Raw genomic sequence first — 14,001 nt, 5'->3', positions numbered from 1 at the left:
CCGCGGGGGACCTTGATCTGCGCGTCGTGCCACCAGTGCGCGATCGGGTCGCCCCACGCCTCCACCCGGAACGACCACGACCCCATCTCGGTCGGCGTCACCCGCGCCGACCACCGGTCCAGCCCCGCCCCGACCTCGGCCATCCGCCGCGGCGGCAGCTCCTCCCCGTCCGGCGTCCGCAGCACCACCGCCGCGCCCAGCATCTCGTGCCCCTCACGGAACACCGTCGCCGACACCTCGACGGTCTCACCCACCACCGCCTTGGCCGGCCACCGGCCACACCCCACCACCGGCGCCACATCCAGGATCGGAATGCGACCGAGCTCCGCCTCCAGCTTCACCTGCATGTGCCCGCTCCCGCTCGTCGGCGCCGTCACCCGGCCTCGGTCCCAGGGATCCATGCCCCGTCCGCAACTCCGCGGCCCCCGCGGCACCACAAGATCACGCAAAGAACCGCTCTCCGCGGGGGCAATGTCCATCAGGGAGGAATTCGGTGGATTTAAGGCAGATTTGATCTTTGAACTCCTTCCCGCCCGGCCCCGTAACCAGGGGTGTTCGTCGATAGAAGGAGCAGAACATGGGCCGGACGGTTTTCGCGCGCACGGTGCTCGGCACGGCGGGGCTGGTGGCGGTGCTGGGCGGGGCGGTCGCCTGCGGGGGCGGGGAGACGCGGGTGGCGGGCCAGGTCGCCGGGGAGTCGTCCGCCTGCGCGCAGATCCGGCAGGACGTCGCGGCGGGCCGGGCGGTGAACGTCGGCGCCGCGCAGAACTGCGACCAGACCGAGTTCGCCGCCCTGGAGAACCAGCGCCAGGCGGCGCGGGCGAAGGGCGAGAAGCCCGCCATGCAGATCAGCGCCACCTGCCAGGCGGTCAACGCCCGCGCCGCCCAGGGCGATCCCGCGCTGGACTTCGGGCTGGCCTTCCACTGCCGCCAGCGCGAGCGGTTCGCCAACACCACCAACGCCGTCAGCGGCCTCGGCCCGGCGAACAAGATCTCGTCGTTGTGCCTGGGGGAGCGGGCCAAGAAGGCCCGCGGCGAGACCGTCGACGCGTTCACCGAATCGTTCTGCGGCAAGGAGGAGGCGGCCGCCAAGTCCGGCGCGTCCGGCGGGGCCCAGGGGTCGGGGCAGCAGGCGCCGCCCACCCGGAGCGCCGCGCCGGAGCCGTCGCAGAGCACGGCGCCCGCCGCGTCCGGTGAGGTGGTGTGCCCCGGATCGACGGTGACGCTGTCCGGCGAGGCGGGCGCGCCGGCCGCGTCCAGCGGCACGCTCCCCGTCGGAACGAAGGTGAAGGTCACCAACCTCGACAACGGCAAGTCGACGACCGTGGAGGTCACGTCGGTGTCCGGTAGCTGCATGCTGCTGAACGACGCGGCCTTCGAGCAGGTGCGCGAGGCCGGCAAGTTCCTCATCCGGCGCGCCCGCGTCGAGCGGGTGGGGTGAGGGGAGCCCCCCGACGGTCAGCCGGCCGCGCGGATCACCGCGGAGACGCCGGCGGCGGTGGTGACCTGCCGCCGGTACTCCGGCTGCCGCAGCTCCCCGCCCATGAACGGGTACGGGTTGCGGTGGACGGCCGGGCTCGGCTCCTCGCTCAGCGCGGCGAAGTGGATCTCGCGGGCGCCGGTCGCCTCGACGACGCGGGCCACGTTGCGGTCGGTGATCCCGCCGCCGGGCATGACGATGATCCGGTCGCCCGCGCGCTCCACCAGCTCCGCGATCAGCGGCGCGCCCTCCAGCGCGCTCACGTCCTGCCCGGACGTCAGGACGCGCGCCACGCCGAGGCCGGCGAGCGCGTCCAGCGTGGCGAACGGGTCGGCGGCCATGTCGAAGGCCCGGTGGAAGGTGACCGGCAGCCCGTCCGCCGCGGCGATCAGCCGTTCGACGACGGGACGGTCGATCGTCCCCTCCGGGGTGAGCGCGCCGATCACCACGCCGTGCGCGCCGGCCTCCCGGACGAGCGCCACGTCGTGCTCCATCGCCGCGACCTCGTGCTCGTCGAAGACGAAGTCGCCGCCGCGCGGGCGGATGATGACGTTCACCCTGATCGACGTCACGGCGGCGAGCGCGGCGCGGACCGTGCCGAGGGTCGGGGTGAGGCCTCCCTCGAACAGCGCCGCGCACAGCTCGACGCGGTGGGCGCCCGCCTTCTCGGCGGCGATGGCGCCGGCGACGCCGTCGATGCAGATCTCGTAGGTGAGGCTCACGTACGTCCTTCCTCGGTGGTGCGGATCTCGCCGACCGGGCGCCCGCCGCCGAGGACGGGGACGGAGCCCAGCGGCTCGGCCGGGGTGGTGTCGGCGCCGAGCGCGGCGAGCGCGCGCAGCGCGATGGCGGTGGTGGCGCGGGGGCTGCCGTCGATGACCTTCACCGCGACGGCGTGGCCCTCGGCGGTGGCGGCGACGAACACGCCCTCGGCGCCGCCCTTGGCGACCGAGCCGGGCAGGGCCCGCATGAACTCGGTGTTGGCGTGTCCCGTCCCGCCGACGTATTCGGGGTAAGCCCGCATGGCGGCCGCGACCGGCCGGGCGTCCTCGGACAGGACGAGGGATCGCGCGGCCCGTGCCAGGCCCGCCAGCGTGAGGCCGAACAGCGGCGCGCCGCAGCCGTCCACCGCGACGGGCGACGGCTCCTCGCCCGCGCAGCCGGCCATGACCTCCTTGACGGCCAGCTGCAGCGGATGGTCGGGGGAGAGATAGGTGTCGAGCGGCCATCCGCTGGCGACGCACGCGGCGAGCATGGCGGCGTGCTTGCCGGAGCAGTTCATCCGCACCCGGGACTCGCCCTCGCCCGCGCGGATGAGCGCGGCCCTGGCCGGCTCGTCCTCGGGCCAGGAGGGCGGGCACCGCAGCGCGTCCGGGCCGAGGCCCGCGCCGGCGAGGATGCCCTCGACCGTCTTCACGTGGAAGTCCTCGCCGGTGTGGCTGCCCGCCGCGATCGCGAGGCGCTCGCCCTCCAGCGGCGCGCCGGCCCGCAGGCAGGCGAGCGCCTGGAACGGCTTGGTCGTGGAGCGCGGCAGGACGGTCTCCGCCACGTCGCCGCGGGCGTGGGCGAGCGTCCCGTCCGGGGCGAGCCCGGCGACGCTGCCGTAGTGGCGGCTCTCGACGAAGCCGTTCCGGACGACCTCGGCCAGCACGTCGTACATGGGATTCCTCACGGTTGCGCGGCCGGGACGGCCTCGCGGACGGCGCGGGACGGGCGGGTCCGCTGCCGGGCCTCCAGCGTCCGCGCGAGCTTGGCCAGCGACGCGTTGATCACGAGGTAGACCAGCGCGATCACCAGGTAGGTCTGGATGAGCAGGTGGTTGTAGTTCGCCAGCACCTTCCCGCTGTACAGCAGCTCGGCGTAGCTGACGACGTAGCCGAGCGAGGTGTCCTTCAGCAGGCCCGCGGACTGGCTGACCAGCGACGGCAGGACGCGCCGCGCCGCCTGCGGCAGGACGATGAGCCGCATCGCCCGCCCGCGCGTCAGCCCGAGCGCGAGCCCCGCCTCCAGCTGGCCCCGCTCCACCGACCGGATCCCGGCCCGGAAGATCTCGGCGAACGCGGCGGCGTTGGACACCGACAGCGGCACCACGAGCTTCCAGAACAGCGGCAGGTCGACGCCGTACCTCGGCAGCGCGAACAGCACGACGTAGACGAGCAGCAGCGCCGGGATCGTCCGGACGACCTCGACGTAGGCCGCCGACGGGACGCGCAGCCACCGCGCCGGCGACAGCCGTCCGAGCGCGAGCACGACACCGGCCGCCATGGCCAGCGCGATCGACACGACCGCCGCGTACACCGTGGAGCGCAGGCCCTCCAGCAGGTACCGCCACATCGGCCACGTCCCGTACGGGCGCCACCGGTCGGCGGCGAGCTGGCCGTTGTCGGCGAACTGCCGCAGGGCCAGCCCGGCGAGGACGGCACCCGCCAGCAGGGTCAGCGCGGTGGCGATCCGGATGCGGCGCCGGGCGCGCGGCCCCGGCTCGTCGAACAGCAGGCGGGAGGAGCTCATCGCAGGATCGCCAGCTTCCCTTCCAGGCCGCCGGTCACCAGCCCGAAGACCGCCGACAGCGCCATGTACGCCAGCCCCGCCGTCACGAAGATCCAGATCGGCCGGGCCTCGGCCAGGTTGACCCGGTTGGCGGCGGCGGTCAGCTCGACCACGCCGACCGCCGCGGCCAGCGCGGTGTTCATCAGCGTCATGATCGCGATGTTGCCGAGCGGCTGGACGACCGTCCGCAGCGCCTGCGGAAGGACGACCAGCCGCAGCGACTGGACGAACGTCAGCCCGAGCGCCCGCGCCGCCTCGCCCTGCCCGGCCGGCACCGCGTTGATCCCGGAGCGGATCGCCTCGGCCGTGTACGCCCCCTGGTAGAGGGCGATGACGACGACCGACGTGGTGAACAGCCCGGCGATCACCCCGATCTCGGGGAGCCCGAACACGGCGATGACGAGCCACACCAGCAGCGGGATGTTCTGCAGCACCTCGACGTAGGCCATCCCGGCGGCGCGCAGCACGCGCACCGGGCTGACCCGCATCGCGGCGACGGCGATCCCGGCCGCCAGCGCGCCGGCGAGCGACAGCAGCGTCAGCTCGACGGTCAGCAGCAGGCCGTCGCCGAACTCCCCGAGATGGTCGGTGATGACGTCCATGGGGCGGGGGTCACTCCGAGCCGGGCGCGGACCCGATCGCGGGCGGCTGCGGGGCGTCGCCCTGCACGACCGTCCCGATCGAGTTCTTCCAGACCTTCGCCCACAGGCCGGACGCCTGGATCTGCTTGAGCCAGTCGTTGACGAACTGCTTCATCTGCGTGTCGCCGTGCTTGAGGCCGATCCCGTAGGGGTCGCTGGTGAACGGCTTGCCCTGGATCTGGATCGTCGGGTCCTGCTTCGCGGTGGCGAGCAGCACCGCCTCGTCCTGGACGTAGGCGTCGCCGCGGCCCTGCTTCAGCGCCTGCACGCACTCGGGGTCGCTGCCGAACGTGACGATCTTCGCGTCCGGGGCGGCCTTCTTGATCGCCGGGATGGCCGGGGTGTTGGCGCCGGCGATGACCGTCTTGCCCTTGAGGTCGGCCGGGAGCTTGATGCCCGTCTCGTCCTTCTTGGTGGCGATGACCAGGCCGGAGCTGTAGTAGGGCCCGGCGAACGCGACCTGCTTCGCCCGCTCCGGGGTGATGCTGTAGGTCTGGAACACCACGTCCACGGTGCCGTTGGCCAGCAGCGCCTCGCGGGTCTCCGACGCCGAGTTGACGATCTTCACGTTGGGCTTGCCGATGATGTACTTGGCGAGCAGCCGGCCGAAGTCGGCGTCCAGGCCCTCGACCTTCTTCGTCGCCGGGTTCTGCTGGGACAGCAGCGGCGCGTCCAGCGAGCCGCCCACGATCAGCTCGCCGCGCTGCTTGATCTTCTCCATCGTGGAGCCGGCCGGAATGTTCGACGCCACCGGCGCCGAGGCCGCCAGGTCGTCGGTCTTCCCGCCGCCGGAACCGGGCACGGCCGAGTCGGAGTCGCCGCCGGAGCAGGCCGCGAGGCCCGTCAGCGACAGCGCGGCGACCGCGGCGACCGCCGCCCGCCGCAGCCCCGCAGGGGTACGCACCATGATCAACAACCTTTCTCGGGTGGCGCGCCATGGGCGGCGCGCCGGGGGTCGCACTAGTGGCTGAGGACCTTGGCCAGGAAGTCCCGGGCCCGGTCGCTGGCGGGGGAGTCGAAGAAGGCGGACGGCGTGCCGGTCTCGACGACCTCGCCGTCCGCCATGAACACCACGCGGTCGGCGACCTGGCGGGCGAACCCCATCTCGTGGGTGACGACCACCATCGTCATGCCGTCGCGGGCGAGGCCCGTCATCACGTCCAGGACCTCGCCGACCATCTCCGGGTCGAGGGCGGACGTCGGCTCGTCGAACAGCATGGCCTTCGGCCGCATCGCGAGCGCGCGGGCGATCGCGGCGCGCTGCTGCTGGCCGCCCGACAGCTGCGCCGGGAGCTTTCCGGCCTGCTCGCCGATGCCGACCCGGTCGAGCAGCTCGCGCGCGTTCCGCTCCGCTTCGGCGCGCGAGAGGCCGCGCACCCGCGTGGGCGCCAGGGTCAGGTTCTGCAGGACGGTCTTGTGCTGGAACAGGTTGAACGCCTGGAACACCATGCCGACGTCGGCGCGCAGCCGGGCGAGGGCGCGTCCCTCGGCGGGCAGCTCCTCGCCGTCGACGCGGACCGTGCCGGCGTCCGGCGTCTCCAGCCGGTTCAGGCACCGGCACAGCGTCGACTTGCCCGACCCGGACGGGCCGATCACCACGACGACCTCGCCGCGCGCCACGTCGAGGTCGACGTCGCGCAGGGCGGTGTGCTCGCCGAAGCGCTTGTGGAGGCCGCGCACCTCGATCATTCGGTCACCCACGTTCCAACTTCCTTCGAAATCGAAGTCAATGAGGACGATAGAACTTCAAATCGACGTAAGTCAACGCGTTGCCGTACCAAGTTCGCGCATGCTATCTATCTGGGGTGCGTAACAGCAGGGATGACGGACCGACTCCTGGAGCGGAGCGCCAGCGGAGCGGAGGGAGGCGGTCCGTCCGGCGGGTGCCGGGGGGTGTGGGGGGTCGCCCCCCACAAGCGAGCGGATCGGCGGCGCTGGTGCGGCTGGTGGCCACCGGCCGGGCGGAGTCGCGGGCCGAGCTCGCCCGCCTGTCCGGCCTCGCCGCGTCCAGCGTCTCGCTGCGGGTCGAGCAGCTCATCGAGGCCGGCCTGTTCGCCGAGGAGGGCGCCGGGGCCTCGCGCGGGGGCCGGCGGCCCCGCCGCCTCCGCCTCGCCCGCGGGGCGGGCGTCTTCCTCGTCGCCGACCTCGGCGCGCACCATGCCCGGCTCGCCGCCGTCGACCTCGCCGGGACGCCCCTCGCGCTGTCCGACCTCGCGTGCGACATCGCGGTCGGGCCGGAGAAGACCCTCGCCACGGTCATCGGCAGCCTCCGCGCGCTCGCCCGCGACCACGGGCTCGCGGACGTGCCCGTCCGCGGCATCGGCATCGGGCTGCCGGGCCCGGTCGACCCGGCGACGGGCCAGGTCGTCTCGCCCTCGCGGATGCCGGGCTGGAACGACTTCCCCGTGCGCGACCACGTGACCGGCCTCGCCGGCGTCCCGGCCCTGGTCGAGAACGACGCCAACCTCATGGCCGTGGGGGAGCACCGCCGGTCCTGGCCGTCCCTCGACAACGTCATGGTGATCAAGATCGGCAGCGGCATCGGCTGCGGCGTCATCGTGGACGGGCGGCTGCACCGGGGCCGCGGCGCGGCGGGCGACATCAGCCACGTCCGGATCCTGTCCGAGGCCACCGTCGACTGCTCCTGCGGTCACCCCGACTGCCTGGAGGCCCACGCCAGCGGCGCCGCCCTCGCCGCGTCCCTCGCCGCCCAGGGCATCCGGGCCGGCAGCCCGGCGGAGATCGTCGACCTCGTCACCGACGGCGTCCCGCAGGCCACCAGCGCGGTGCGCACCGCCGGACGCCTCATCGGGGACGTGCTGACCGCCCTGGTGAACTTCTTCAACCCCGACGCCCTGGTCATCGGCGGCAGCCTGTCCAACGCCGAGCCGCTCGTCGCGACGATCCGGGGCGTCATCTACGAGCGCTGCCTGCCGCTGGCCACCCGCAACCTGGAGATCGCCACGTCCCGCGCGGGCCGCGACGCGAGCATCCTCGGCGCGGGCCACCTGCTCCTCGGCACGTCGGACGCGTGGATCGACCGCGTCCTGGAACGCTGACCCCTACCGGCGGGCGGTCGCCGCCAGCGCCTCGCGGGCGGTCGCCACGTCCGGCGCGATGGCGACGCGGCGCTGCAGCCCCGCCACCTCCGACACCCTCCGGACGATGCCGCGCGGCGGCAGCACCACCCACATCGGGACGCCGAGCTCGGTCGCCCGCATCTGCGAGTGCGTGATCACGTGCAGCCCGTTGGAGTCGCAGAACGTGCAAGAGCTCAGGTCGAGGATCAGGGCCGGCACCCCGGCGTCGAGAAGCTCCCCGGCCTGCGCGAGGATCGCCGCCCCGTTGCTCAGGTCGACCTCGTCCGGGAACGTCAGCGTCCCGCAGGTCTCCGTGCGCTCCACTCGTGCCACTCCGAGATCCATGACTCGCCCCAAAGCCGGTTTCCTCACCTGGACGACGACGGGGGGGTACATCACTGCGACTGTATGCCCCGAACCTGGACGGAATCTGAAAGAAATGGTCAAGTCTGGGACGTCCCTCGCTCATTCCGCGGCGGTCCGGTGCACGCGCGGTTCGTCCCGCCGCCTCGCACGGAACCCCGATCTGACCACCCCGCTTGTCACACCAAAGCCCTATATTTCCCTCTGCGGCGTGCCGGCCTCGCGGATCAGGGGGTGGAGATGAGCAGGGACCCGGTCGTCATCGACGGCGGCGACAAGTCCTGCGTGCGGCTCCTCCTGGAGCTCCGCGGCCATATCGCCGGCCTGGCGCCCGGCACGGTGATCCACCTGATCGCCGCCGACCCCGCGGCCCCGATCGACCTGCCGGCCTGGTGCCACCTGACGGGCCACACCTACGTCGGGCCGCTGCCCGATGCCGCCGCCCCCACCTATGCCCTCCGGGTGAGCGCCGACCCCCGTCCCACCGAGCCCGACTCCCCCTGGCGCCCCCGCTGACCGGAACCGGTCGATCTCGCGGCTACCGGGCCGTGGACCGCTGCCGTGTCATGGCCTCGGTCATCGGGACGTCACCCTGGGCGCGGTAGGCCTCGACGACCCCGGCGACGTCGGCCTCCGGGCGGTTCTGGCTCATCTTCGCCTTGGCCTCGATCCGCGTGATGACCAGTTCGAGACCCACGATCGCGCGCAGCTGGCCTTCGACGAACGCGGGTGGCGCGTCGTCCACCGACCAGGCCGGGGTCCGGCCGTTCTCGTGGCGGTCGGTGAGGCGGCGGACCATCCGCCCGACCCACTCCGGATCGTCGTGCACCACGAGACGGCCGTAGACGTGCGCGGTGAGGTAGTTCCACGTCGGCACCACGCGCCCGTGCTCGGCCTTGGACGCGTACCAGGACGGCGACACGTAGGCGTCCGGGCCGTGCAGGATGAACAGCGACTCCCCGGCGGCGGGCTCGCGCCACTGGTCGTTGTTGCGCGCCACATGCGCCAGCAGCGCGCCGTGCTCGCCGGCGTCCGGGTCGTACAGGACGGGCAGGTACGTCGCGACGAGGCCGCGCGGCGTACTGGTCACGAGGTCGGCCGCGCCGCAGCCGGCGAGCAGCTCCCTGACCTCGGCGTCGTCCGCGGAGAAATGCGCCGGTACATACATGATCACGACGGTACCCGAGCCCCGTTGTCGGCACCTCGTGCGATGGTGGACGGGTGAGCGCCGATGAAGAGCGTGACGGGGTCCGGCTGACGAACCTCGACCAGCCCCTGTTCGACGGTGCGGACGCGACGAAGCGCGACCTGGTCGACTACCTGGACGCCGTCGCGGACCGCATCCTCCCGCAGCTCGCGGGCCGGCCGCTGTCGGTCAAGCGCGTGCTGCGCGGCCAGAAGCCGTTCATGCAGAAGAACACGCCGAAGTACACGCCGTCGTGGGTGCGGACGGTCGCGGTGTGGGCCGAGTCGTCGCAGCGCGAGGTGTCGTACGCGCTGTGCGACGACCGGCGCACGCTGCTCTGGTTCGCCAACCAGCGCGCGGTCGAGTACCACCCGCCGCTCGTCACGGCCGCCGCGTGGACGAGGCCCACCCACATGGTCCTCGACATCGACCCGCCGGAGGCGGACGCCTTCGACGCCGCGGTCGCCGCCGCGCATCTCGTCCGGCAGGCGCTGGAGGGCTCGGGCCTGCGCGGCGCGGTCAAGACCAGCGGCGCCAAGGGCGTGCACGTGTTCGTCCCCCTGGACGGTGCGACCTCCATCGAGGACGTCGCGGCGGCCACCCGCGCCCTGGCCGCCCGCGCCGAGCGGCTCGACCCCGATCTCGCCACGACCGCGTTTATCCGCGAGGACCGCGGCGGCAAGGTGTTCCTCGACTCGACCCGCGCGGGCGGCGCGACCGTGGTCGCCGCCTACAGCCCGCGGATCCGGCCCGGCGCGCCGGTGTCGTTCCCCGTGCCGTGGGACGAGCTCGACCGTGTCGCCCCGGCGTCCTTCACGCTGCGGACGGCCGCCGCGCTGGTCGCCGACCGCGACCCCTGGTCCGACCTCATGCCGGAGCCGCAGGGGCTGCCCGCCGACCTGATCGAGCAGGGCCACACGATCCCGATCGCGCGGGTCCAGGCGATGCACGAGGGCAAAAGGCGGGCCCGCGCCCGCCGGAACGCGTGAGCGGGCCCGCGCGCCGCGACGGAAACGACGCCGGGCGCCCGTTTTCCCGGCCATTCGCGACCGGGCCGGGAAAACGAGCGTCGAATTGTTCAGGAATTAAGGTTCACGGGCAGCGTCCGGTGCCCGTTGGAGATGAACGACTCGACCGGGCGCAGTTCGTCCGGCTGCACGGCGAGCGACATATCCGGGAAGCGCTCGAAAAGCGCCGGGAGTGACACCTCGGCCTCCATCCTCGCCAGATGCGATCCCACGCAGAAGTGGACGCCGTGCCCGAACGAGATGTGCTCCTTGTTCGCGCGGGTGAGGTCGAAGGAGTCGGCGTCGTCGCCGTGCAGGGAAAGGTCGCGGCCGGCCGCCGCGTAGGCCGCGAGAATCGCCTCGCCCTTCCCGATGGTGACGCCGTCGACGTCGATGTCCTCGACCGCGTAGCGCAGCGGCAGGTTCGCCACCGGCGCCTGCCAGCGCAGCGCCTCCTCGATCACCTCGCTCCACGGCACCTCGCCCGACCGGACCAGCGCACGCTGCTCCGGGTGCGTCAGCAGCGCCGTGATCGCCTGGTCGAGCAGGTTCACCGTCGTCTCGTGCCCGGCGGAGATCATCAGGATCAGCGTGTCGACCAGCTCGGTCTCGCTGAGCCGCGAGCCCTCCTCGTCCCGGGACGAGATGAGGACCCCGGCCAGGTCGTCGGCGGGCTCGCGGCGCCGGAAGGCGACGAAGTCCTGCAGGATGCCGTACATCTCGGTCTGGTTGGCGATGGCCTCCTCGGGCGTCAGCGCGGTGTTGAACACGCCGTCGACGCAGCGCCGCAGCGCCGGGCGGGTCTCGACCGGGACGCCGAACAGCCGGCAGATCACCTCGATCGGCAGCGGGTAGGCGAACGCCTCCCGCAGGTCGGCGCGCCCGCCGGGGGCCGCGGCGAGCCCGTCGACGAGGTCGCGGGTGATCCGCTCGACGTCCGGCCGGAGCGCCTCGGTGCGCCGCGGGGTGAACGCCCGCGAGATGATGTTGCGCAGCCGCCGGTGGTCGTCGCCGTAGGCGGTGAACATGTTCCGCACCGAGACCCACAGGCGGAGCGGCCAGTCCTCCGCGATTTCACCGTCGATCCATTTCGTCCAGTGCAGATGCGGGTTCTTGGATACTCGCGGGTCGGCCAAAAGGCGTTTGAGCTGCTCCTGGCCGGTGACCGCCCAGGCGGCGACACCGCCGGGGAGTTCCACGGGCGTCACCGGGCCCCGCTCCCGCAGTTTCGCGGCCTCGCCCTGGACATCGCTGCCGGACGGGTCGATGACGAGCGGATTCTCCATTGGGGACCTTTCCGAGGATCGCGTCGGAGCGCCGCGGCGGGCCGCTCCCGGATGAGCAACGCCTGCCAACGTACGGCGCACTCGGCGGGCTCGCCAGGTCACCCGGGGGACTTACTCGTCTACTCCCCTTTCGGCCTTTCCTTAAATGGCCGCTCGGAAATCCTCGGGACGGGTCTCGTTGTGCTGCGGATCGGTGAAGCGGCTCAGCGGATCGCCCTCCAGGCCCGGGACGGCGACCGGCGGCGCGGGCTCCCCCCAGCCGTGGCCGGGCGAGACCACGTTGTCGGGCGGCGCCTCCGCCGAGGACCCGTACAGGTAGGAGCCGAGACCGATCAGGAGCCGCTGCACGTCCGCCTGCGGCCGGACGACGAGCCGCAGGAACTGGCTCGTGGAGCCCAGCTTGTTGCCGCACTCGCGGACGAACACCCCGTGGTGGGTGATCAGGTGGTCGCGCAGCGCCACGCCGTCCTTGCCGTCCGGCAGCTTGACCATGATGAAGTTGCCCTGCGACGGGAACACCTTCAGCCCGGGCAGGGACGCGAGCTGCTGGGCCATCAGCATCCGGTCGCGGGCGAGCAGCCGCAGGCTCTCCCGGTACTCGGCGCCGTGCTCGCGCAACAGGAACACCACGACCTCGGCGAAGGAGTTGAGGTTCCACTTCGGCAGCGCCGCCCGGACGGTCTGCGCCAGCGCCGGGTTGGCGACCATGTAGCCGAACCGGATGCCGTGCAGTCCAAAGTTCTTCCCGAGGCTCTTCAGCACGATCACGTTGGGCCGGATGCGGGCCTCGTCCGCGACGCTGGTGTGCGCCTCGGCGTCCACGAAGTCCAGGAACGACTCGTCCACCACGACCAGGTCCAGGTCGATGAGGCAGTCCAGCAGCCGGACGATCTCGCGCCGCGGGACGTACCCGCCGTCGGGGTTGTTCGGGTTGCAGACGACCGCGACCCGCGACCCCCGCGCCCGGACGAACTGGACGAACGCGTCCACGTCGAACTCGAAGCCGCGCAGCTCGTGGAGCTGGAACATGTCGACCCGCTTGCCGGTCTCCATGGGCTGGTCCGTCCACCGCCCGAACGTCGGGATCGGCGTGGCGAGGCTCTCCCGGACGAGTAGATGGTCGATCCAGGTGATCAGCTCCGTCGAGCCGTTGCCCATCACGACCGTCTGCGGGTTGTGCCCCAGCGTGGCGCACAGCTCGGCCGTGATCGTGTCGGCGTCGCTCGGATAGTACTTGAGGATGTGCTCCAGGGAGCCCGACAGCTGGGAGAACATCCCGGGCGTCGGGAAGTACGGGTTGCACGGGATGCAGAAGTCGACCAGGTCCTGACGCCCGGACGACGCCCTCTGGAGGGCGAAGAAGGACGGGCTGTGCGCGTTCTTGCGCAGCAGTCCCGGATCGATCGGGTCCGTTGACACGGAGAAGCTCCTCGCGCGCAGGGGACACGCGCCGCCGGAGGGCGGACGACGTCATCCGGTGGGGGTGTGGCCCGTCGCCCCAGGGATACGCGCCCGCGTCCGCGAGGGTTCAGCGGCGCCCGGCGTCGTCTCGGAGGAGCTCGCGGAGCTGCTCGGACGCGTCCGGTTCGAGCGCCTCGTACCGCTCCCGGTACAGGGCGGCGGACGCGGCGGCCGGCCAGCCGCCCGGGAGGTGCTCGGCGGGCAGGCCGGGGTCGGTGCGCAGCAGCTGCAGCCAGTCGGCGCCGAGCAGGGTGAGGCGGGTGAGCGGGCGCCCGCGCCGCTCGCGGTCGGGCGTCCAGGTGGCGATGAAGGACTCGTGCTCGGCGCGGATCGCCGGCACGTCCCAGGCGCGGTGCAGCAGTCGCGGCACGTCGGTGCCCTCGACGGGGACGGAGTAGAACGCGTCGGCCAGCTCCGCGAGCCCGGCGTACTCGGGGCCGTCGAAGATCGCGTCGATGTCGACGCGGCCCGGCGCGATCCACAGCCCGTCCCGCAGCCCGCCGAACCCGGCCCAGATCAGCCGGGCCCGGATCTGGTGGCGCAGGTCGCGGCGGCTCTCCGGCATGGAGTAGCTGAGCAGCGTCCACTCGCCGCCCGGGTGGGTGAACGGCGCGGGCGAGGTGACCCGGGGCGTGGCCTCCCGCAGCAGGTCCTCGGCCCACGGGGTGAGCGAGAACCGCGCGGTGCGCCCCTCCCGGGTGCGGGCGAGCAGGCCCTTGCGGGTCATCCGGGCGAGCGTGGCGCGGCCCGCGGCCTCGGCGACGCCGAGGTCCTCCAGCAGGTGCAGGAAGACGCGGGAGCTGATCGGCGGGTGGCCGCGGTCGAGGACCAGGGACCCGAGGAAGCTGAACAGCAGCTGCTGGGGCGCACGCCGTCGTGGGCGTGCGCCCGGGAACGCGTCCTGCTCGGCGGTCATGCCCCCGTCCTTCCCCGGTCCGGTTCACCGG

16 protein-coding genes are annotated in these 14,001 nt (G+C 72.8%); 4 read left to right on the top strand and 12 right to left on the bottom strand.

The genetic code is table 11. The features are described 5' to 3' along the window. Positions 1-347: maltotransferase domain-containing protein (locus tag BM339_RS22025; protein WP_177287748.1), on the bottom strand; the 347-nt coding region annotated here is incomplete at its 3' end. A 230-nt stretch (positions 348-577) separates the two neighbouring features. Here BM339_RS22025 and BM339_RS50755 point away from each other — a divergent pair. Continuing rightward, positions 578-1,441 carry a hypothetical protein gene (locus BM339_RS50755; protein WP_021598512.1) on the top strand — a complete coding sequence of 288 codons (864 nt, stop codon included), beginning with the start codon at positions 578-580 and terminating at the stop codon, positions 1,439-1,441. Between the two features lie 17 nt (positions 1,442-1,458). Here the strand turns inward: BM339_RS50755 and BM339_RS22015 are convergent, their stop codons facing one another. From BM339_RS22015 to BM339_RS21990, 6 genes are read right to left on the bottom strand one after another with little or no spacing between them, the layout of a single operon-like run. Further along, on the bottom strand, positions 1,459-2,202 hold the full coding sequence (locus BM339_RS22015; protein ID WP_021598511.1) for a copper homeostasis protein CutC: 744 nt from the start codon (positions 2,200-2,202) through the stop codon (positions 1,459-1,461). Then, complete coding sequence (locus tag BM339_RS22010) at positions 2,199-3,140, bottom strand: asparaginase (RefSeq protein ID WP_075022041.1); 942 nt, start codon at positions 3,138-3,140, stop codon at positions 2,199-2,201. The genes BM339_RS22015 and BM339_RS22010 overlap by 4 nt, the downstream gene beginning before the upstream one ends. Before the next feature lie 8 nt (positions 3,141-3,148). Further along, positions 3,149-3,991 carry an amino acid ABC transporter permease gene (locus BM339_RS22005; protein WP_021598509.1) on the bottom strand — a complete coding sequence of 281 codons (843 nt, stop codon included), beginning with the start codon at positions 3,989-3,991 and terminating at the stop codon, positions 3,149-3,151. After that, complete coding sequence (locus BM339_RS22000; protein ID WP_075022040.1) at positions 3,988-4,632, bottom strand: amino acid ABC transporter permease; 645 nt, start codon at positions 4,630-4,632, stop codon at positions 3,988-3,990. Before BM339_RS22000 ends, BM339_RS22005 begins: the two co-directional genes overlap by 4 nt. 10 nt (positions 4,633-4,642) lie before the next feature. Beyond that, entirely contained in the window at positions 4,643-5,578 is a 936-nt protein-coding gene (locus BM339_RS21995; RefSeq protein WP_033333719.1) for a glutamate ABC transporter substrate-binding protein, read from the bottom strand. Positions 5,579-5,631: 53 nt separating this feature from the next. Continuing rightward, positions 5,632-6,360: an amino acid ABC transporter ATP-binding protein gene (locus BM339_RS21990; RefSeq protein WP_075022039.1), complete on the bottom strand. Its 729-nt coding sequence runs from the start codon at positions 6,358-6,360 to the stop codon at positions 5,632-5,634. 248 nt (positions 6,361-6,608) lie between these two features. On the opposite strand from BM339_RS21990, the gene BM339_RS21985 reads away from it, so the two are divergent. Beyond that, positions 6,609-7,730, top strand: a complete 1,122-nt coding sequence (locus BM339_RS21985; protein ID WP_024936356.1) for an ROK family protein — start codon at positions 6,609-6,611, stop codon at positions 7,728-7,730. A gap of 3 nt (positions 7,731-7,733) precedes the next feature. Here BM339_RS21985 and BM339_RS21980 read toward each other — a convergent pair whose 3' ends face one another. Then, the gene (locus BM339_RS21980; protein WP_161791057.1) at positions 7,734-8,084 is read right to left on the bottom strand and encodes an STAS domain-containing protein; all 351 of its coding nucleotides are present in this window, start codon (positions 8,082-8,084) and stop codon (positions 7,734-7,736) included. A 270-nt stretch (positions 8,085-8,354) separates the two neighbouring features. On the opposite strand from BM339_RS21980, the gene BM339_RS21975 reads away from it, so the two are divergent. Then, a complete protein-coding gene (locus BM339_RS21975; protein WP_021598120.1) occupies positions 8,355-8,630 on the top strand; it encodes a sulfurtransferase TusA family protein in 276 nt (91 codons plus the stop codon). 22 nt (positions 8,631-8,652) lie between these two features. Here the strand turns inward: BM339_RS21975 and BM339_RS21970 are convergent, their stop codons facing one another. Beyond that, positions 8,653-9,282, bottom strand: a complete 630-nt coding sequence (locus BM339_RS21970) for an FMN-binding negative transcriptional regulator (RefSeq protein WP_075022076.1) — start codon at positions 9,280-9,282, stop codon at positions 8,653-8,655. 53 nt (positions 9,283-9,335) lie between these two features. Here BM339_RS21970 and ligD point away from each other — a divergent pair, with 53 nt between their 5' ends. After that, complete coding sequence (ligD, locus tag BM339_RS21965; RefSeq protein WP_075022038.1) at positions 9,336-10,289, top strand: non-homologous end-joining DNA ligase; 954 nt, start codon at positions 9,336-9,338, stop codon at positions 10,287-10,289. An 89-nt stretch (positions 10,290-10,378) separates the two neighbouring features. Here the strand turns inward: ligD and BM339_RS21960 are convergent, their stop codons facing one another. The 3 genes from BM339_RS21960 to BM339_RS21950 all read right to left on the bottom strand — a co-directional run bounded on the left by BM339_RS21960 (position 10,379) and on the right by BM339_RS21950 (position 13,970). Further along, positions 10,379-11,593, bottom strand: a complete 1,215-nt coding sequence (locus tag BM339_RS21960) for a cytochrome P450 family protein (RefSeq protein ID WP_021598117.1) — start codon at positions 11,591-11,593, stop codon at positions 10,379-10,381. A gap of 141 nt (positions 11,594-11,734) precedes the next feature. Continuing rightward, positions 11,735-13,012: a pyridoxal phosphate-dependent aminotransferase gene (locus BM339_RS21955; RefSeq protein WP_143118548.1), complete on the bottom strand. Its 1,278-nt coding sequence runs from the start codon at positions 13,010-13,012 to the stop codon at positions 11,735-11,737. A gap of 109 nt (positions 13,013-13,121) precedes the next feature. Continuing rightward, entirely contained in the window at positions 13,122-13,970 is an 849-nt protein-coding gene (locus tag BM339_RS21950; RefSeq protein WP_021598115.1) for a PaaX family transcriptional regulator, read from the bottom strand. Between the last annotated feature and the right edge of the window lie 31 nt (positions 13,971-14,001).

The sequence above is a fragment of the Actinomadura madurae genome, from assembly GCF_900115095.1.
GTDB classification, from domain to species: domain Bacteria; phylum Actinomycetota; class Actinomycetes; order Streptosporangiales; family Streptosporangiaceae; genus Spirillospora; species Spirillospora madurae.
This window is presented reverse-complemented; position numbering and strand designations above follow the sequence as displayed.

What these genes read in the sequence shown, in the direction of transcription:
- BM339_RS50755 (WP_021598512.1), top strand. Translation starts at nt 578, where the DNA reads ATGGGCCGGACGGTTTTCGCGCGCACGGTGCTCGGCACGGCGGGGCTG.
- BM339_RS22010 (WP_075022041.1), bottom strand. Translation starts at nt 3,140, where the DNA reads ATGTACGACGTGCTGGCCGAGGTCGTCCGGAACGGCTTCGTCGAGAGC.
- BM339_RS22005 (WP_021598509.1), bottom strand. Translation starts at nt 3,991, where the DNA reads ATGAGCTCCTCCCGCCTGCTGTTCGACGAGCCGGGGCCGCGCGCCCGG.
- BM339_RS22000 (WP_075022040.1), bottom strand. Translation starts at nt 4,632, where the DNA reads ATGGACGTCATCACCGACCATCTCGGGGAGTTCGGCGACGGCCTGCTG.
- BM339_RS21995 (WP_033333719.1), bottom strand. Translation starts at nt 5,578, where the DNA reads ATGGTGCGTACCCCTGCGGGGCTGCGGCGGGCGGCGGTCGCCGCGGTC.
- BM339_RS21990 (WP_075022039.1), bottom strand. Translation starts at nt 6,360, where the DNA reads ATGATCGAGGTGCGCGGCCTCCACAAGCGCTTCGGCGAGCACACCGCC.
- BM339_RS21975 (WP_021598120.1), top strand. Translation starts at nt 8,355, where the DNA reads ATGAGCAGGGACCCGGTCGTCATCGACGGCGGCGACAAGTCCTGCGTG.
- BM339_RS21970 (WP_075022076.1), bottom strand. Translation starts at nt 9,282, where the DNA reads ATGTATGTACCGGCGCATTTCTCCGCGGACGACGCCGAGGTCAGGGAG.
- BM339_RS21960 (WP_021598117.1), bottom strand. Translation starts at nt 11,593, where the DNA reads ATGGAGAATCCGCTCGTCATCGACCCGTCCGGCAGCGATGTCCAGGGC.
- BM339_RS21950 (WP_021598115.1), bottom strand. Translation starts at nt 13,970, where the DNA reads ATGACCGCCGAGCAGGACGCGTTCCCGGGCGCACGCCCACGACGGCGT.